Here is a 19,300-nt window from a genome sequence, read left to right as displayed (position 1 = left end):
TATGTTTGGTTAAACACACAATTCAAATCTAAAACCCATTAAAAAATGAATTTCACAAAAAAAATCTTCCTTACGTTAATTGCCGGATTGCTCACCATTAGCATGTATTCTTGTAAAACAAAAAAGATGGTTGCCAAGCCTGCACCTGCGCCTGTTGCAAAACCAACTCCGCCTATGGAAACCAAAAAAACAGCACCTGTAGAGAAAGAAGTTGAAGAAGCGGCACCAGTTCAGAAGCCTGATTTTAATTTAGATAATATTCAGTTTGAATTCAATTCATTTGTATTAAAAACTTCTTCATTCTCTATTCTTGATAAAGCGGTAAGTGAGATGAAAAAATCTCCCAATACAAAATTCGTGTTAAACGGACATTCTTCAGCAGAGGGTACTCCGGAGCATAATATGTCGTTATCTATCGACAGGGCTAACGCTGTAAAATCTTACTTTGTAAACGCCGGATTAAGTGCAGATAAATTTACCATTGTTGGTCACGGTGAGAAAGAGCCGATTACCAGCAATGATACAGAAGAAGGCAGGATTATGAACAGAAGAACGGAAATAAAGGTTCAGAACTAATTTCGTTATTGTTATAAACAAAAAATGCCAGCTGTTGGGCTGGCATTTTTTATATCAGGCAGTTTAATTAAACCGTCATTACATCTTTCTCTTTTAATTCGGCATGTTTATCCACTTTGATGATATACGCGTCGGTTAGCTTTTGTACCTCTCCTTCGCCGGTTTTGATCTCATCGTCAGATACGCCTTCGCCTTTTAGCTTCTGGATTTTGCTGTTGGCATCTTTACGGATATTACGAACAGTGATCCGTCCGCGTTCAGCTTCTTCTTTTACTTTTTTAACCAGGTCTTTTCTACGTTCTTCAGTTAACGGTGGTACCACTAAGCGGATTACAATACCATCATTTTGAGGATTGATGCCAATATTGGCCACCTGGATAGCTTTTTCGATTGCAGTTAAAAGTGATTTTTCCCAGGGTTGAATGACAATGGTCCGTGCATCTGGTGTATTGATACTTGCAACTTGCGACAATGCAGTTGCTGCACCATAGTAGTCAACAAAAATTCCATCGAGCATACCAGCAGAAGCCTTTCCAGCTCTAATTTTTGTTAATTCGGCTTCACAATGATCGATCGCTTTGTCCATCGAAGATTGTGCATCCATTAGTTGTAATTGTATGAGCTCATTCATAATGTGTGTATATCTATAGAAATAGTTTTAAGATTATTTAACCACTGTGCCGATTTGTTCACCGTTGGCTATTTTCATGAAGTTACCATGCTTGTTCATATCAAACACAATAATTGGAACCTGGTTTTCTTCACAAAGTGTGAAGGCCGTCATGTCCATTACGTTTAAGCCTTTTGCGTAAACTTCTCTAAAAGAAATTTCTTCGTATTTGGTTGCTGTAGGATCTTTTTCCGGATCTGCAGTATAAATACCATCAACACGGGTTCCTTTCAATACTGCATCGGCTTTGATTTCGATCGCACGAAGTGCAGCGGCAGAGTCAGTTGTGAAATAAGGATTTCCTGTTCCGGCGCCAAAAATTACTACACGTCCTTTTTCAAGGTGACGTACTGCACGCCTGCGGATAAATGGTTCACAAATCTGCTCCATTTTTATCGCGGTGAGTAACCTGGTTTTAATCCCAACTTTTTCCAGTGCATCCTGAAGGGCCATCGAATTAATTACAGTGGCTAACATACCCATGTAATCAGCCTGCGCCCTGTCCATTCCGCTTTTTTCAGCACTTAAGCCCCTGAAAATATTTCCACCCCCAATAACAATTGCAATTTCTAATCCTTTGTCGTGCACTGCTTTGATGTCTTCTGCATATTGCTTAACACGTTCATTATCAATTCCGTATTGTTTGTCGCCCATTAGCGATTCTCCGCTAAGCTTTAATAGGATGCGTTTGTATTTCATGACTTCAAAAATATTAACATTTTTTTAATACCTAGCTATGCTTTTAAATAATTGATGTAATTATTTCGTTGAGATGCTTTCACCCTTAAATATTACTTGCTGTAATTCGAGGTTTTGATTCAGCAGTAGAAGATTTGCGTCGCTTCCAACTTCAATGCTTCCTGAATATTCCTCACCACCTATTAGTTTTCCAGGATAAAGACTGCTCATTTTGATTGCCTCAGGTACCTCAATATTGCAGTGATTTACGCAGTTTTGAAGTGCCTTTAACATCGTTAATGATGAGCCTGAAAGCGTACCATCAGGCATTACGAATTTATTGTCTTTCTTGATATGTTGGTATGGTGGTATGTTGCAGGGCGTAACTGCATCTGTGATGAGGAACAGTCGTCCTTTTGATAATTTGTAGGCAATTTTAACTACTTCATAGTCCAGGTGTTCTCCATCAACTATGATACTCGCCATGGCCTTTTGGTGATTAAAAAAGGCGGTTGGAATTCCAGGTTTACGGTGATGAACGGGGCTCATCGCATTGAATAAGTGAGTGGTGGTTTTTATTCCATTATCGTATGCCATGGTGGCTTCACTAAAGCTTGCGTCGCTATGGCCTAAAGAAACAAGGACGTTATGATCCAGTAAATATTGTATGACTTTTTCATCCTGACATTCAGGAGCGATGGTCATCATTTTGATTACCCCATCTCCGCGGTCCAGTAATTCTTTTATCTCATCTAAGCTGGCCTTACGTACGAATTCGGGTATGTGTGCACCCAATCGTTTAGGATTTAAATAAGGCCCTTCCAGGTGCAAGCCAAGGAAATTCCTGGCCTGTTTTGCAAAGGATTTTGCTGTATTAATGCACTCCTTGAAAACCTCAGGAGAGTTTGTTGCCATACAGGCCAAAAATCCGGTAGTTCCCTTTCTTAACAAATCATCCTCCATAATGGTCAGTGATTCAATGGTTGGCTCAGCTGAGAAAAGCCTTCCTCCTGCACCATATATCTGTAAGTCAATGAACCCTGGAACAACCAGATATTCAGGATTTATAGACTCTGCATTCTCGATTGAGGTAATTTTTCCATCTTCTATAGCTATGCGCTTGGCATAGTTTATAGTATCATCACGGTAATATTTTGCATTTGAAATATTAAGCATAGGTGTTTTGTATAGATCCTAAAGTTAATCAGTTCAGGATAAAATGTGTGGCAATGAATGTCAAAAAGATTCGGTATATTTTTGGGCAAAAAAAAAGGTCCCAATTTCTTGGAACCTTTTAATATGTTTAGGGATGCCTATGCACCTAATTGAACACGTTTGAAAGCCGTTACTGTTAAACCTTTAGCGGTGTTATCTAAAAATTTACGAACATCTACCGAACTGTCTTTCACAAACTCCTGGTTTAATAAAGTACTGTCTTTGTAGAATTTATTCAATTTACCGGCAGCGATTTTTTCTACCATTTCTTCTGGTTTACCTTCCTGACGGATTACATCTTTAGCGATTTCAATTTCGCGCTCGATTGTAGCCGGATCAACACCATCTTTATCAACAGCAACCGGGTTCATTGCCGCAATCTGCATTGCAACATCTTTACCAGCTTCAGTAATATCTGCGCCATTAGCACCTTCGAATACTACTAAAACGCCCATTTTACCGTTCGAGTGAATGTAAGAAACGATTTTTTCGCCAGAGATATTTGCATATTCCTGGATAACGATTTTCTCACCGATTTTACCAGTTAGTTCAGTAATAGTTTCAGCAACCGTACGTCCGTCTTCTAATGCAATAGCTGATAATTCTTCTGCAGAAGCAGGATTGTTTGCAACAGCTGCAGCTAAAACAGCTTGAGCAAGATTACGGAAATCTTCTACTTTAGAAACTGGTTCAGTTTCGCAAGCTAAAGCAACTAATTTACCGTTTGTACCATCGGCTGAAACAGCGATTGATACCAGACCTTCAGAAGTAGCATTACCAGAACGGGCGGCAGATACTTTTTGACCTTTTTTGCGCAATAAATCAACAGCTGCTTCGAAATCGCCATTAGCTTCAACTAAAGCTTTTTTGCAATCCATCATACCAGCACCAGTTTGTTGGCGTAGTTTATTTACATCTGCGGCAGTAATTTGTACTGTAGACATTTTATTTCTTTTTTAAAAATTTACAATCTTGTTTATAACAACTACAGGTTACAAGTTACAAGTGCCAAGTTAAACTCATGTTAAGCCAACTTAAAACCTGAAACCAGTAACCTGTAATTTAAAAAATATGACTATTCTTCTGTTTTAGTTTCTTCTGATGAAGATGCTTCAACTTCCGCTTCAGCAGCTTTTTTGCGTCTTGGCTCTTTCGATTCAGGAGCATCAGCAGCAGCTTTAACAGCTACAGCTTCTTTTTCAGCTTCATCATCTTTTTCGCGTTTACGCTCATCTAAACCTTCTTCAATCGCTTTGATAATTACATCAGTAATTAAAGAGATAGATTTTGTAGCATCATCATTCGCAGGAATTGGGAAATCGATGTTAGAAGGATCAGAGTTAGTATCAACCATCGCAAAAGTAGGGATGTTTAATTTCAACGCTTCAGTTACCGCGATGTGCTCTTTCTTAACATCAATTAAGAATAACGCTGCAGGTAAACGGTTTAAATCAGCGATACCACCTAAAAGTGATTCTAATTTAATACGCTCACGTTGGATCATTAAACGCTCTTTTTTAGATAAGATAGCATAAGTACCGTCTTTAGTCATTTTATCGATGTTAGACATCTTTTTGATTGACTTACGTACTGTAGCAAAGTTAGTTAACATACCACCTAACCAACGTTCAGTTACGAAAGGCATGTTTACTTTTTTAGCTTGCTCAGCTACAATTCCTTTTGCTTGTTTTTTTGTTGAAACAAATAAAACTTTACGTCCTGATTTTACGATTTGTTTAATCGCAGCCGCAGCTTCTTCAGTTTTAGTTAAGGTTTTATTTAAATCTATAATGTGAATTCCATTACGCTCCATGAAAATGTAAGGAGCCATTTTTGGATTCCATTTACGGGTAAGGTGACCAAAGTGTACACCTGCATCCAATAAGTCTTGATAAGTTGTTCTTGCCATTGTCTTTGCCTCCTGTGATTAACGTTTACTGAATTGGAATTTCTTACGAGCTTTAGCACGTCCTGGTTTCTTACGCTCAACCATACGCATATCACGCGTTACCAGGCCTTTAGCACGTAATGCAGGTTTTTTATCCGCATCTAGTTCAACAATCGCTTTAGCAATAGCTAAACGAACAGCTTCTGCTTGTCCTTTTACTCCACCGCCTTTAACGTTTACAGTAATATCATATTGACCTGCAAGCTCAGAAACTTCTAAACTCTGGTTTACGATATATTGCAAAGGTAAAGTTGGGAAATATACTTTGTGGTCTTTACCGTTAACGGTAATTGCTCCAGCACCGTCTTTTAAGTAGATACGTGCAACAGCTGTTTTTCTTCTTCCTGAAGTGTTAGTAACTGACATTTCTTAAAGTTTAATGGTTTTTGGAGATTGAGCTGCATGAGGGTGGTTTTCACCAGCATACACAAAAAGATTGGTGTATAATTTTTTACCCAATTTAGTTTTCGGTAACATACCACGTACCGCTTTCTCGATTACACGTTGAGGGTGTTTCGCCATTAACTCTTTTGGAGAGATAAAACGTTGACCACCTGGATAACCAGTATAAGAAACATATTGCTTTTCGCTGAATTTGTTTCCTGTCAATTTAACCTTGTCTGCATTGATAACGATAACGTTATCTCCGCAATCTACGTGTGGGGTGTACTCAGGCTTGTTTTTACCACGGATGATCATAGCGATCTTCGATGACAAGCGCCCCAAAATCTCGCCTTGCGCATCAACAACAATCCACTGTTTGTTAACAGTTTTCGCATTGGCCGAGACAGTTTTGTAACTTAACGTATTCACTTGCTTGTATTTAATTTATTAAACAATTTATTATTCCCATTAAATTTGGGACTGCAAAGATAGATTAAATACTTTTATTATCAAATAGTTGAGGTGATTTTTTTTAGCACTGTTGCCGTTTCCGCGGTTACAATTTGTGATCTTAAAAATCTGATACACTTTTATTATAGCTTCTGTACTCCCTTATCCAGTTCCATAAGGCAAATGCTGCGATAATAGTAAAGATAAAGTATTCAACTCCGAAAAATTTAGCCCCTTTTAAAAAATACAAGTAAGTTGCTACAACATCAATCAATAACCATATTATCCAGCATTCTATTCTTTTCTCAATCATCAGTAATGTCGTAATCACACTCATCACTAAAATAAACGAATCTACAAAAGGATATGCGCTTGGTAAATTAAACAGCAGGGGAAACCAGTTGTGCAGCTGACTGGCTAAAGTACCGACCAATAGGGTTCCGGCTACACCAACAGCGAGCCAGATCAGGAATTGTTTCGGCGGCATAAAACTTACCTTCAGCTGTTTTCTCTGATCAGCTTCTTGCGGCTTCGGATTTGCCCATCGCCACCATCCTATAATGTTCGTAATGAAAAAGAAAACCATTAAAAACATATCCGGATAAAGCTGGATTTGATAATAAAAGAAAGCAGAGAGGAAAACATTTACTATTCCTGCAGGCCAGCTCCAAATACTTGCTCTGGCCGACAATATCACCGATAGTATCCCAGTAAGTACTGCGAAAAACTCCAGGTAACTCATGGGATAGCCAAGTACTTTGAAAAATATGCTGTGGGAGTTAAAAAAATCCATTTTAGGTAATTGAATGTCTAAATTAGAAAATAATTACCTGAGTCTGCTGGTTCTAAAAACAAAAATAAGCCCCTGGTGTTAGTAAAATATCGCATGGAGTTCACCTCATCATTAACCAACAAATTTCTTAAATGCATTATTTAGATAATATTTTCGGTTATCCTGTCCCGCTGTTTTTAAAGAACATTATTATTGGTGTTGTGGCGATTCTAATTGGGATATTACTAAGGTTTCTCATTCACAAACTCTTTTTGTTGCTATCAAGGTGGTGGGATTTTATCATTATCAAATCGACCATCAAGCACCTGCGCAGACCAGTGGCTTTGTTTATTCCGTTGCTATTGCTAAACTCTTCCCTGGATATTATGGTGATGCCGGCAGGCATCAGGTTACCATTGGATAAAGCCCTGGAAATTGCGCTAACGATAAATTTTGCATTGATTCTGGTTCGGCTGATTAACATTCTGGAGGATTTTTTCTATCTGAAATATGATCTCAACAAAGAGAATAACTTAAAAGAACGAAAAATAAGAACTCAGCTTCAGTTTGTAAGAAAGTTTATCGTTTCGCTCATCATCCTCATTACTGCTGCTATTATTCTACTCAGCTTTGAAAGCATGCGAAAAATCGGAGCAGGGCTACTTACAGGTGTTGGAATTGGTGGTATTATTATTGGATTTGCGGCTCAGAAATCATTGGGAAACCTGTTAGCTGGTTTTCAGATTGCCTTTACACAGCCCATCAGGATTGATGATGTATTAATTGTTGAAGGGGAATGGGGGAAAGTTGAAGAAATTACCTTAACCTATGTTGTAGTCAACATTTGGGACCAACGACGTTTAATATTACCCATAACTTATTTTATTGAAAAGCCGTTTCAGAACTGGACCAGGGTTTCGGCGGATTTATTGGGGACTGTTTTTTTATACCTCGACTATACTATACCAATCGAGCCGCTTCGTCAGGAGATGACCAGGCTACTTGATTTGAATCCGCTTTGGGATAAACGGGTAAATGTTGTTCAGGTTACTGACAGTACAAAAGACGGATCAATTGAGGTTCGCTTTTTAATGAGCGCTTCCAATTCATCCCGGGCGTTCGATTTACGCTGTAATATCCGAGAGGCGATGATTGCCTTTATCCAAAGTAACTATCCTGAAAGTTTACCGAAGAAAAGATTAGCATTCAAGGATAAATTTGATAACATATAATTCACCGCCTCAGGCACCTACACATGTAGCCAAAGATGCCTGAGGTGGTGAATAAATTTATTTAAACATGCCTTTTAACTTTGCAAGCTTTTCCTGCAAGTCACCTTCCGCATCTTTTGGTTCATTACGAGGCTTAAAACTCTGTTTTGGATTTGCTTTATAATCTTGCTTTGGTTTTTGCTGCTGTTTCGGCTCGCGGGTTTGACCCGCGGCCTTCGGACTAGCCTCAGTTTTCATCGAAAGAGAAATTCTTTTCCTGGCTGGATCAACTTCCATCACCGTTACTTCTACTTTTTGATGCACTTTTACAATATCGTTAGGATTGGCTACAAATCTATTGGCCAGCTGACTGGTATGAACCAGGCCATCCTGATGTACCCCTATATCAACAAAAGCCCCAAAATTAGTAATGTTGGTTACTATACCCGGAAGTTTCATTCCTACCCTAAGATCTGCTATTGCGTTTATGCCATCTGTAAAGCTAAAGGCTTCAAACTGTTCGCGCGGGTCGCGACCGGGTTTAGCCAGTTCTTTGAGAATATCGTTTAAAGTAGGCAAGCCGATATGTTCGGTAACATATTGCTGTGGCTTAATCTGTTTTTGCAACTGTGGATCTTTCATTAAGGCAGAAACAGTTGTACCCAGATCTTTGGCCATTTTATCCACTACATTGTAACGCTCAGGGTGTACACCACTGGTATCCAATGCGTTTTCTGCATTGCGGATGCGGAGGAAACCTGCAGCTTGTTCGTAGGCTTTGTCGCCCAGGCGGGGAACCTTTTTCAAACTTTCGCGATTTTTGAAAGCTCCGTTTGTATTCCGGTAGTCTACTATATTTTGAGCTAAAGTTGGCCCTAAGCCTGATACATAAGCCAAAATTTGTTTGGAAGCGGTATTGAGCTCTACCCCAACTGCATTCACAGCACTAATTACCGTGTCATCCAAACTGGCCTGCAGCTTATTCTGGTCTACATCATGCTGATACTGCCCAACACCAATGGATTTTGGATCTATTTTTACCAGTTCGGCTAACGGATCCATCAAACGCCGGCCAATTGATACGGCACCACGTACCGTTATATCCTGGGTTGGGAATTCCTCCCTTGCCACCTCGGATGCTGAGTAAATGGAAGCACCGCTCTCATTTACCATGACGATGGTTACATTTGGCAAGTTCAAACTGCGGATAAATGATTCGGTTTCTCTGCCAGCCGTTCCGTTTCCAATAGCAATGGCTTCAATATTATATTTCTGACAAAGTTGTTGAATGACAGTTTCTGCATTTTTAACGTTCCCCTGGCCCGTATGCGGGTAAATGGCAGTATTTTCCAGTAACTGACCTTGCTTATCTAAACAAACTACCTTACAGCCTGTCCGGAATCCAGGATCAATTGCCAATACGTTCTTTTGGCCCATTGGCGCCGCAAGCAGAAGTTGTCGCGCATTTTCAGCGAATACCCGAATAGCTTCTTCATCTGCTCTTTGTTTGGTAAGCACGCGAAGTTCTGTTTCCATTGCCGGTTCTAACAGTCTTTTATAACCATCTTCCAAAGCTTGTTGAACCTGTTTCGAGGCCGCATTGTTTCCTTGTATGAATTGGGCTTCCAGAATACTAATGGCATCTTCTGCAGGCGGCAATGCATCTAAACGCAGGATTAGTTCTTTTTCTCCACGCCGCATAGCCAGAACCCGGTGTGAAGCAGCTGTTTTTACTGGCTCATTCCACTCAAAGTAGTCTTTATATTTGATGCCTTCTTCTTCTTTGCCTTTGATGACCTCAGATTGAAAGGTTGCTTTCTCCTGAAAATAGGTACGCATTTTAGTACGGGCATCCGCATTTTCCGATATCATTTCAGCAATAATATCTCTGGCACCAGCTAGTGCTTCCTCTGAGGAGTTCACCCCCTTTTCACTATCTATAAACTGATTAGCTGTAGTGTCTACATTGAAATTTTGTTGGTCAAAGATCTTTAGGGCCAATGGTTCCAGACCTTTTTCTTTTGCCACTGAAGCGCGCGTTTTACGCTTAGGTTTATAAGGAAGATAAATGTCTTCTAAAAGCGAGATGGTCTCGGCTTCATTAATCTGTTGTTCAAGTTCTGGTGTTAGCTTGCCCAGTTCGGTCATAGACTTCAAAATGGCCTCTCTGCGTTTGTCCAGGTCACGTAACTGCAAAACCCTGTCCCGGATGGCGGCAACTTCAACCTCGTCCAGACTTCCGGTTAATTCCTTACGGTACCGGGAGATAAAAGGCACCGTCGCGCCCTCGTCCAATAGGTTTACTGTCGCTGTAACTTGTTTCTCTGCAACCTTTAATTCTGCTGCGATTATTTTATAATGAGCTAACATATTCAAAAATTAATGCGGCAAAGCTAATCAGGATTTACTGTATTTCAGGATTTTTAAAATGAAGTTTTCCACTGAAATTTGTGAGTAAATTTATGAAGTCTGATCCCTTTCTGCTTTGAATTTTGATATTCTACTAATCAAATCTAATGGGATAGGCTTATCAATTGGGAACTGAACTGCGCCTTTGCTCCATTTATAATCTCCAAATTCATTTTTAAATGCTTCAATCCCAGAACCGGTAGGATAGAAGCCGATATGTTTTTTATAGGCAGCAAAATATACCAGTACTTTATTTTGCTTAAAGGCCGGCATTTTATAACTGATCACTTCCCGGGCTTCGGGAACAGCCTGACGAATGGCCCGGCGAACCTGCTGCAGCATTTCCTGTGTTTTTGCAGGGAAGAGCGCAATATATTCGTCGATTGTCGTTGGTTCTGTTTTTTCCATAACATTAACATTGTTAAGTGAAAATACAAAAAATGTTGATGCTATTCGCTGATCTGAAGATCGTATTTATGCAAAAGTCCCGCTAAACCTGATTTTGAAAACTTTGCTTTTTTGAGGCGATTGTTATCAGGATCTATGGAGTAATTATATGCGCTTCGGAAGTCTGCCTTTTCTAAAATTGTTTTATCGAAGGTTGATTGAAGTAAATCGCAATTTTGAAAATCGGAACTTGATAAATCGCATTCAGAAAAATCTACTTCGTGAAGTTGGGCGTTTTTAAAAGTGGTTTTTTTAAGTTTAAGCTTATAGAAGGAGCAATGATCTAATTTGCAGTTATCAAAGCTGAAAGCCAGACCGAAATCATTACAGTTTTCGAAGCGTAAACCAAGCATTTTGCAGTCTTTGAACGATACATCGCTGAAAACAGTTTTTATTAGGCTGGCTAAGCTAAGGTTACAGGAAGTGAAGCTGCAATCTAGAAATTTGACTCCACTTAGATCGGAATTTGAAAAATTACAGCTTATAAAGCTGCACCCTTCGTATTCTGCTTTTGGAACAGGTCTTAAGGTAAAATCTTGTTTATCGAATGTTTGATCAGCAATGTAGTTTACGGACATATATCGGCTTTTGTGCCTGCTAAGATAGAGATTCTTCTAAATCTTAAACGCCGATAGAAAAAACTGCTTTTATTTTTATTGTATAAATAATAACTACAAGATGAATCTCACTTATATAAAATCAAGTGTATTAAATTTTTTATTCAAAATATCTGCGTTGTTCACATCAAGCCATTTGTCTAATATGGTTCCGTAAACTTGTCTGAAATCAAGTTGATATTTCAAATCTCCTGTATCTAAATCACTTAAATTTGGGGCATCATTGAATATGCCTTGTTTTTTCAGTTTGCCGCCAAAGATGAACATGTTATTTGCGGTTCCATGATCGGTCCCATTACTTGCATTTTGCTCAACGCGGCGCCCAAATTCAGAAAAGGTGATCACCAGGGTGTCATCCAACTTATTATTTGTTTTCAAGTCCTTTAAGAATGCGGCCATGCCTTCACTGTACTGTTTGAGTAGGTTTCCTTGCTGGTTAATCTGGTTAACGTGGGTGTCGAAACCACTTAGAGAAACATAATAAACACGTGTTTTTAGTCCTGACGAAATAAACTTGGATACTGTTTTTAACTGATTGGCAAAACCTGAAGCAGGATAGATAGATTTGGACTGATAAATTTTTGAGGTATTTTGAATGTAGCTGGCCGAGGATTGTGTTTCAATCATGGTTTTATATAAATAGCCGAGATTATCTTCATCCAAATGTTCTTTTTCGCTTTGAAGCATGGCTTTAAAAAAAGGATCATTGGTGTTGCGAAATAAAGAAGCAGGGTCTTTGAGTGCTATTCCTTTTTTACTTTGTCCTTTTAATGCCAGTGAAAGCGAATCATCAACTTCAATGGCAGTATAAGGAAATTTGCAGGTCTGGCAGTTGCTGTCTAAATATCTGCCGATCCATCCGGTTGATAAGAACTGGTTACTATCACTTCCTGTTTGCCAGATATCCATGGAGCGGAAATGGGAGCGGTCGGGGTTGGGGTAGCCCACATCATTGATAATGGTCATCCAGCCCTGATCATAAATCTCCTGCAGGGCTTTCATATTTGGATTTAGCCCTTGCATGTCATTTAGCTTTAGAACTTCCTCTGGTTTAATGGCAATGCTTCTCCTTTTCTGATAATAGATGTCGTTTCCATGCGGAACAACCGTGTTAAGGCCGTCATTACCACCGGAGAGTTGAACGACAACTAAATTTTTATAAAGGCTAAGTTCGTCTAAAGCCATCGCCTCTAAAGGCTTCATGAAAGCAGGTACAAACAATGAACCTGCCGCTACAAATCCTGTATTTCTTAAAAAGTTTCTTCTGTCCATCTCTTTGTTCTTTAGTGAATGATGAGTACCTGAATAATTAGCAAAGTTGATATTCTGGCATGCTCGTAATTTCGACGGCTGTACTTCTCAGTCCTTTGTTATCGCTTACCATGTTAGTTATCTTATCATTTAACCTGGGTTGCAGCAAAAATTCCGTTAGCGCAAGCGGGGTTAAACCACGGGGTAGCGTACTTAAAAACTTAGGCCAGTTGGCGTTTGCATTTACATAAGACTTTGGTTTGGCCGAAGCATTTGCATTATTGGTGCCTGCGCGACTCAGTGCGATTACGGCCTCATCTTCAGGGTCGGCTTTACCACTGAAATCTATTTCCCCATCATTCAATACTAATGAAGGGATGCGCATCCTCAGCATTAATGATGAACTGTCGATCCAGCTTTGTCCACCTGGCCATCCCGCTACATTCGGTGGATTAAATAAATATTGGCCAAGACTGCTTTGGAGCTGAATCAATACAGTGGGTTTATTGTAGGTAACAAAGAATTCGCGGCTCAAGCCTACCAGAAACTCTGCCGGTGATTTAATTTTAGTACCCACGTTTTCAGAATTATAGAACCAGTCAGCACTGAACATCTTTTTCATGAGTTCGCTGATATCATATTTGGAATTGTAGAAATGTGAGGCTAATTCTTTTACATGCGTTTCATCAGGGGTGTCGTTCACAAAAAATTTATAAGCTTTTCTTGCAATGAACTCAGCCGTTTCGGGCTTTTCCAGAATGATGTCTATGATATTCTCGCCTTCGAAATTACCTACCTTTCCAAAAAAAGTTTTAGTCCCTTCATCATGCTGATTTTTTCTGAAGATGAATGTTCCGTCTTTATCATAGCTCCATCCGGTAAAAGCGCGTGCCGATTCTTTAATGTCCTGCTCGCTATACTTTCCTCTGCCTAACGTAAAAAGTTCCATTAGCTCCCGGGCAAAGTTTTCATTAGGCTTGCCTTTTTTGTTTTGTTGATTATTCAGGTAATTGAGCATGGCTGGAGACTTGGAAACTTCTACCAGCAGAGTTTTAAAACTGCCTAAACCATGTTTACGCTGGATGTTATTAAGCTGTTGTGCATACATTGGATTGTTGCTGCGACAGGCAAAATGTCCGTGCCAAAACAGGGTCATCTTTTCCCGCAGGGGATGCTCAGTATTAATCATTTTGCTAATGAAGGCAATGTTTAAATCCTTGCTGATCTCATTCTGCATGCGGATAATTTCCTGACGCATTTTTTTTTCCTCATCGTTGAGGTCTTTTTTTGCATAAAGTCCTGCCTGTACCAGCAGCTGACGTTTTTCTTCAGATTCATCAACAAGTTTTAATGAATCATCTTCTTTTGGCTCTTCCAAAAGCCCATCAATTACTTTATGGATATTTTTTTTGCTGAGTTTCTGTAAATTAGAATAAGATATGCCAAAACCAGCTCTGTTATAAAGGTGCTTAACTTTGATGAAATTATCTTTAGTGCTCATAATCTACGATTTAAACTGTAAGACTCTTATTAAACGTAAGGGTTTAAAGTTTGTTTTCTTTCTTATTTTCGCATATGTTTTTCCAACTCGATGAAAATGAACCCTGTTTTCCCGAACCTTCACTTGCCGAAGAGGATGGTTTATTGGCGATAGGGGGTGATTTAAGTCTTGAGCGTTTACTAAATGCCTACAGCAATGGGATTTTTCCCTGGTTTAGCGAAGGAGATCCCATCCTCTGGTACTCTCCACATCAAAGGTGTGTGATATATCCTGATAAGATCAAGGTAAGTAAAAGCATGAGAAAAACCTTAAGTGCGCAGCTTTTCAGATTTACACTAAACCAGGCTTTTGAGGATGTAATTTTAAACTGTGCTACGTCGCCCCGTAAAGATCAGGACGGAACCTGGATTACCTCAGAGATGCAACAGGCCTACATTGATCTACACCGTAACGGCTATGCGCACAGCGTGGAAGTTTGGCAGGATGATGAGCTGGTTGGCGGCTTATACGGGGTAAAGATTAATCAGGTTTTTTGTGGCGAAAGTATGTTTAGTAAGGTGAGTAATGCTTCCAAATCGGCGCTTATTTATTTGTCCCAGCTCAATATCGAATTGATCGATTGTCAATTGCCAAATGATCACCTGATGAGCATGGGTGCAGAAATGATTAGCCGTGATGTGTATGAACAGATTTTACATGCGCAATAACGTGGATTTTAGCCAAAAAATAAAAAAAGCCTTACAATTGTAAGGCTTTTTTTATTTTAGTTTAGGCTAGAGTTCTCTTACCCAGATGTTTCTAAAACTGATGGCTGGACTTGGATCACCATGGTCTTGCAATTTGATGGATGCAGCCCCATGGCTTTTATACTCAGGCGCGCCAATATATCTGGTTTGTCCTTTTAACACATAGTTATTTTGCAAAAGTACCCCATTTAAAAACAAGGTTACAGTAGCAGGTTTTTTAACCGTACCGTCTTCATTAAAACGTGGTGCATTCCAGATAATATCATAATACTGCCACTCGCCTGGTTTTTTATTCGCGTTAGCTAAAGGAACTGCCTGTTTATAAACACTTCCCGTTTGGCCATTTACATAAGTTTTATTGCTAAAATTATCCATAATCTGGATTTCATATCCATCATCACCTGGACCTGTTGATGCTAAAAATACACCGCTATTTCCCCTTGCCTGTCCTTCACCAGATATATTTGCCGGAATTTTCCATTCTAAATGCAGCTGATAGTCGGTGAATTTTTTATTGGTTTCGATATTACCTGTTCCTTTCTTAACTGTGAAGAAACCATCATCAATTGTCCATGCTGCCGGTTTTGACGGATCTTTAACAGAATGCCATGCATCAAGATTTCTACCGTCGAAAAGGACAATAGCATCCGAAGGAGCATCTTGAGGAAGCTTACCTGGTGAAATAACTTTTGGTACCGGTTCCCAAACCTCTGTGGTTTTTGGATCGTTGGCCGGGTCAGTTTTTTTATCTTGTGCCATTGATTGTACGGCAAAAAATGTTGGGATCAGTAATAGTGCGTATTTGCTCATAATGGTGTGTTAACTTTCTAAAGTTAACCAGTTTTATAAGAAATGGAAATTTCGTATTTAAAATTTTACCCCAGCTTATCTACAACAACGGTTTCTGTTACCAGAACTTCATCCACAACATCTTCCAGGCTTCTTTGCTCGGCCAAATCTTTTAGCGGACAATAACCTGTTATACCACGATATAGTAATCCGGCCCCGATTGCAGCACTGGTTAAACCAATTACCGGGTGAGAAAAAATACTGGTAATGCCTTTTAATAATAAATACCCACCTGCGGCACCAGAAAGCCATCGCTCAGAACTGGAAACATTTTCAAATAATTCAGGATATTTCCAGGCTTCTTTAACATTGTTTAATGTTGTATTCAATTCTTCGTTTATCATGATTGTTGTATTTATGTTATGAGTTAATAACAAGAGAAATGAAAATGAGTTTTTCTTTTCTTGATTGCAATCATGATCTTGGCGAATTTCTGAAACCTTAATTCAAGATGTCCCTGATATCTTCTTTACTTAAAGATTTGAAGAAGCTTTCTTCAGTTGTGATGAGCGAGCTGGCGAGCGACTTCTTCCTGTTCTGTAAGGCGAGGATTTTTTCTTCGACAGTATCTTTGGCAATAAACTTATAGATAAAGACTTTTTTATCCTGCCCGATGCGGTGAGTCCTGTCAATTGCCTGCTGTTCAACTGCCGGGTTCCACCATGGATCAAGAATGAACACATAGTCAGCCTGTGTTAAATTCAATCCCACACCGCCTGCTTTTATAGAAATTAAAAATACCTTAAGCTCCGTATTTTGCTGGAATTCTGCCACTATTTCTCCACGGTTACGCGTTGCTCCATCCAGGTAAGCGAATGGGATGTTTTCTCTTTGAAAGTGTTTTTTAAATATGTCTAGGTGTTTTACAAACTGGGAGAAAACTAAAACTTTATGTCCGCCCTTCAGCACGTTATCAAGCGTATGAATCACATTCTCAAATTTTCCTGAATCAGACACATAACCATCATCAATCATCACGGGATGGTTAGCCAGTTGTCTTAAAGCCGTGAGGCCCTGAAGTAATTGAACCTGTTTCTGTGCAAATGTACCGTCGTCCATACTTTGCAATAAATCATTACGATAGGCGGACTTGGTTTTTTCGTAATAACTGGCCTGATCCTCGCTCATATTGCAGTAAATTATCTGTTCAGTTTTAGGCGGCAGTTCGGCGGCCACTTGTTCCTTCGTGCGTCGAAGTACAAAGGGTTTAATGATTGACTGCAGTTTTCGGGCCTTGTCTTCGTCTTTCTTTTTTTCTATGGCTTGTACGTACTCTTCGTAGAAGAAAGCTTGTGTGCCCAGCAAGCCTGGGTTGAGGAACGTTAGCTGTGACCATAGATCTCCTACGGAGTTTTCGACAGGTGTACCACTCAAAATCAATCGATGCCTTGACTTTAAACTTCTGACAGATTTAAAAGATTTCGAGGATGGATTTTTAATGTTTTGACTTTCATCAAGTATGATGTAGTTGAAGTAAAAGTTCTTCAATTCATCAGCATCTACTCGGGTTACCCCGTATGTGGTAATAACGATATCGTATTTAGCAAAGTTTGCGATGTCTTTATTGCGGTTTGAACCCGTGTGGGCCAGTATTTTCAATTTTGGGGTAAACTTTTTTGCTTCAGTAAGCCAGTTATAGATGAGAGATGTTGGCATAATGATCAGCGAAGTGCTTTGGGCATTTATTGCCTGTTCATCTTCTTTGACCTTTTGCAGCATGGCCAGCGTCTGAATAGTTTTACCTAATCCCATGTCATCGGCAAGGCAGCCTCCAAAATTGTATTCTCGCAGGAAACTAAACCAATTGTAGCCTGCTTTCTGATAATCGCGCAGACTGCCCTTAAAATGTGCAGGCATCTGCATATCTGCGATATCTTCAAAATCAGAAAGACGCTGAAGTTTACGCTCAAGGGTTACATTTGCCAAACTATCTTCTGCAAGATCATTGATCAAACCGATATGATGTTTTTTAAGCTTCATACTGGCTCCTGAATCTGCAAGGCTGAATAGGCTACCATATTGTGTAAACCATTTATCCGGGATAATGGCAACTTCTCCATCAGGTAATAAAAACTCCCTGCGTTTATGTAAAATATGCTGCTTTAAAGATAAAAATGGTATTTGATATTTTCCAAACCACACTACTGCATTGATGTCAAACCAGTCGTTTGCTTCCTTAACTTCCAGGTCTATTTTGCTTATTCCAAAAACAAACCGTTTCTGTCCGGTGGCCTGCTCAATTTCAAACCCTGAAGCTTCCAGCGTTTCTATATGTTCATTTACCCAGTTGATGGCCGCATAACTTGGATTTTCATCCTGGTGAGCTACCTCGAGATTGTGCAAAAGGGTACTGGTTTTTTTTAATCCAAGTGATAAGAGTAGATTGAACTGTTTTTTTTCCCACTCTGCTGATCTTTTGATTCTGTGAAAAATATAATTGTCTGCGGTTTTTTCTAAACGTACAGTAACCTTATGTACATTTTCAACTGAAAAAGTATATTCGCCATATTTGAAATAAAGCTGAATTTGTGACAATCCTCCATCTACATAAAAAACTTTCAGAATGGGTTTTGCTTCAAATTGCTCCGTTCTAATCTCAAATCCCTCAGCATATACATGGTGTTTCTCGATCAGGGGTGCTACAAATTTTTCAAAATAAGTAGCTTCTGTAGACTTTGGAATTGCAATGTAGCGTTTGGCCAAAAAGGGTTGAAGTTTTTTACCTTCAATTTCCTGATCGAAAAAATATAAAATATCGTCAAGCAACAACCAGGCTGGCTTATTGCTCACAATCTGTGCTTCCCTGAACATAAATTCGATCCGAAGATTTTTATATTTTATGGTAGGGAAATACCTTGTCTCCGTTTCATTGCGACGGAAGTGAAATAAGATTGATGCGGGTTCTGAAGCCAGTTCTATTTTGCGCTCTACAGGCCAGCCATCCTTATCCATGATGTACAGTGCATCTTTAGTTTTTAGAATCTCAAGCGCTTCAGCCAGTTTTTTTTCGATCTTAGGTCTAACGCTTTCATAAAACTTATCATCAAAAATTTTAGCAAAAAACTCGGTAGGTCTGATTAATTTTTTGTAATATTTTTTAATCAGTGAGTCCTGTTCGATATCATCTAATATCCTGATTAGCTTAAAATCAATTTCGGTTAAACATCCGGAAAACTCTGCCGCAGTATGGGTGAAAATTCGCTGATAGGTAAAAGAAAAATCACCCTGTGGATTTAGTTGAACAATATGGGGTTCAATTAAATAGCCCAGGTACTCATGTTTGCACAAAGAGTATACAATTTTACATGGTTTAGAACTATCGACGCGTAACATTGGGGTGGATAAAAATTTTTAGAAGCTAAGCCGCTTAAAAAACTTTAAACTTACAATATTTTAGTAATACATCAAAAAACGCAGGCCTATTTAGGGATAAAATTATCGGCATCATCTGCAGGTGCAGCAACGCATATGCGAAGACTAAAATTATTGATTACGTGATACATCATATATTTTTTTAATTCTGACTTTTTCACAGATACCCACCTAACCAGGCAGATGCAGCTATTTTAACCGTTT

At 39.2% G+C, this 19,300-nt stretch carries 19 protein-coding genes; 3 read left to right on the top strand and 16 right to left on the bottom strand.

Going from position 1 to position 19,300, the window contains the following annotated elements; genetic code table 11:
- The first annotated feature begins 45 nt into the window (after positions 1–45).
- Positions 46–576 (top strand): OmpA family protein, encoded by a 531-nt coding sequence (locus AB669_RS09535; RefSeq protein ID WP_047799016.1) that lies wholly within the window; start codon positions 46–48, stop codon positions 574–576.
- A gap of 67 nt (positions 577–643) precedes the next feature.
- Here AB669_RS09535 and frr read toward each other — a convergent pair whose 3' ends face one another.
- The 8 genes from frr to pnuC form a co-directional block, all read right to left on the bottom strand.
- Complete coding sequence (gene frr / locus AB669_RS09530) at positions 644–1,207, bottom strand: ribosome recycling factor (protein ID WP_047799015.1); 564 nt, start codon at positions 1,205–1,207, stop codon at positions 644–646.
- Positions 1,208–1,240: 33 nt separating this feature from the next.
- Complete coding sequence (pyrH, locus tag AB669_RS09525; protein ID WP_047799014.1) at positions 1,241–1,945, bottom strand: UMP kinase; 705 nt, start codon at positions 1,943–1,945, stop codon at positions 1,241–1,243.
- A 60-nt stretch (positions 1,946–2,005) separates the two neighbouring features.
- Positions 2,006–3,100 (bottom strand): N-acetylglucosamine-6-phosphate deacetylase, encoded by a 1,095-nt coding sequence (gene nagA / locus AB669_RS09520; RefSeq protein WP_047799013.1) that lies wholly within the window; start codon positions 3,098–3,100, stop codon positions 2,006–2,008.
- A gap of 137 nt (positions 3,101–3,237) precedes the next feature.
- Positions 3,238–4,083 carry a translation elongation factor Ts gene (gene tsf / locus AB669_RS09515; protein ID WP_047799012.1) on the bottom strand — a complete coding sequence of 282 codons (846 nt, stop codon included), beginning with the start codon at positions 4,081–4,083 and terminating at the stop codon, positions 3,238–3,240.
- 131 nt (positions 4,084–4,214) lie between these two features.
- Positions 4,215–5,048 carry a 30S ribosomal protein S2 gene (gene rpsB / locus AB669_RS09510; RefSeq protein WP_047799011.1) on the bottom strand — a complete coding sequence of 278 codons (834 nt, stop codon included), beginning with the start codon at positions 5,046–5,048 and terminating at the stop codon, positions 4,215–4,217.
- Positions 5,049–5,066: 18 nt separating this feature from the next.
- On the bottom strand, positions 5,067–5,453 hold the full coding sequence (gene rpsI, locus AB669_RS09505) for a 30S ribosomal protein S9 (protein ID WP_047799010.1): 387 nt from the start codon (positions 5,451–5,453) through the stop codon (positions 5,067–5,069).
- 3 nt (positions 5,454–5,456) lie between these two features.
- Positions 5,457–5,900, bottom strand: a complete 444-nt coding sequence (rplM, locus tag AB669_RS09500; protein ID WP_047799009.1) for a 50S ribosomal protein L13 — start codon at positions 5,898–5,900, stop codon at positions 5,457–5,459.
- 142 nt (positions 5,901–6,042) lie between these two features.
- Complete coding sequence (gene pnuC, locus AB669_RS09495) at positions 6,043–6,714, bottom strand: nicotinamide riboside transporter PnuC (RefSeq protein WP_047799008.1); 672 nt, start codon at positions 6,712–6,714, stop codon at positions 6,043–6,045.
- A 131-nt stretch (positions 6,715–6,845) separates the two neighbouring features.
- On the opposite strand from pnuC, the gene AB669_RS09490 reads away from it, so the two are divergent.
- Complete coding sequence (locus tag AB669_RS09490) at positions 6,846–7,925, top strand: mechanosensitive ion channel family protein (protein ID WP_047799007.1); 1,080 nt, start codon at positions 6,846–6,848, stop codon at positions 7,923–7,925.
- A gap of 57 nt (positions 7,926–7,982) precedes the next feature.
- On the opposite strand, the gene AB669_RS09485 is transcribed toward AB669_RS09490, so the two are convergent.
- From AB669_RS09485 to AB669_RS09465, 5 genes are all read right to left on the bottom strand, one after another.
- Complete coding sequence (locus AB669_RS09485) at positions 7,983–10,274, bottom strand: Tex family protein (protein ID WP_047799006.1); 2,292 nt, start codon at positions 10,272–10,274, stop codon at positions 7,983–7,985.
- Positions 10,275–10,364: 90 nt separating this feature from the next.
- On the bottom strand, positions 10,365–10,721 hold the full coding sequence (locus AB669_RS09480) for an iron chaperone (protein WP_047799005.1): 357 nt from the start codon (positions 10,719–10,721) through the stop codon (positions 10,365–10,367).
- Between the two features lie 41 nt (positions 10,722–10,762).
- Complete coding sequence (locus AB669_RS09475) at positions 10,763–11,338, bottom strand: pentapeptide repeat-containing protein (RefSeq protein WP_047799004.1); 576 nt, start codon at positions 11,336–11,338, stop codon at positions 10,763–10,765.
- Between the two features lie 111 nt (positions 11,339–11,449).
- On the bottom strand, positions 11,450–12,649 hold the full coding sequence (locus AB669_RS09470) for a DUF1501 domain-containing protein (RefSeq protein ID WP_047799003.1): 1,200 nt from the start codon (positions 12,647–12,649) through the stop codon (positions 11,450–11,452).
- 37 nt (positions 12,650–12,686) lie between these two features.
- Positions 12,687–14,129: a DUF1800 family protein gene (locus tag AB669_RS09465; protein WP_047799002.1), complete on the bottom strand. Its 1,443-nt coding sequence runs from the start codon at positions 14,127–14,129 to the stop codon at positions 12,687–12,689.
- 74 nt (positions 14,130–14,203) lie between these two features.
- Here AB669_RS09465 and aat point away from each other — a divergent pair, with 74 nt between their 5' ends.
- Positions 14,204–14,836 (top strand): leucyl/phenylalanyl-tRNA--protein transferase, encoded by a 633-nt coding sequence (gene aat, locus AB669_RS09460; protein ID WP_047799001.1) that lies wholly within the window; start codon positions 14,204–14,206, stop codon positions 14,834–14,836.
- A gap of 66 nt (positions 14,837–14,902) precedes the next feature.
- Here the strand turns inward: aat and AB669_RS09455 are convergent, their stop codons facing one another.
- The 3 genes from AB669_RS09455 to AB669_RS09445 all read right to left on the bottom strand — a co-directional run bounded on the left by AB669_RS09455 (position 14,903) and on the right by AB669_RS09445 (position 19,057).
- Positions 14,903–15,685, bottom strand: a complete 783-nt coding sequence (locus tag AB669_RS09455) for a DUF1080 domain-containing protein (protein ID WP_053058347.1) — start codon at positions 15,683–15,685, stop codon at positions 14,903–14,905.
- A 65-nt stretch (positions 15,686–15,750) separates the two neighbouring features.
- On the bottom strand, positions 15,751–16,068 hold the full coding sequence (locus AB669_RS09450) for a DUF2892 domain-containing protein (RefSeq protein ID WP_053058346.1): 318 nt from the start codon (positions 16,066–16,068) through the stop codon (positions 15,751–15,753).
- Positions 16,069–16,165: 97 nt separating this feature from the next.
- Positions 16,166–19,057 (bottom strand): DEAD/DEAH box helicase, encoded by a 2,892-nt coding sequence (locus tag AB669_RS09445; RefSeq protein WP_047798999.1) that lies wholly within the window; start codon positions 19,055–19,057, stop codon positions 16,166–16,168.
- Positions 19,058–19,300: the final 243 nt, after the last annotated feature.

This window comes from Pedobacter sp. BMA (genome assembly GCF_001027745.1).
Taxonomy (GTDB): Bacteria; Bacteroidota; Bacteroidia; order Sphingobacteriales; family Sphingobacteriaceae; genus Pedobacter.
This window is presented reverse-complemented; position numbering and strand designations above follow the sequence as displayed.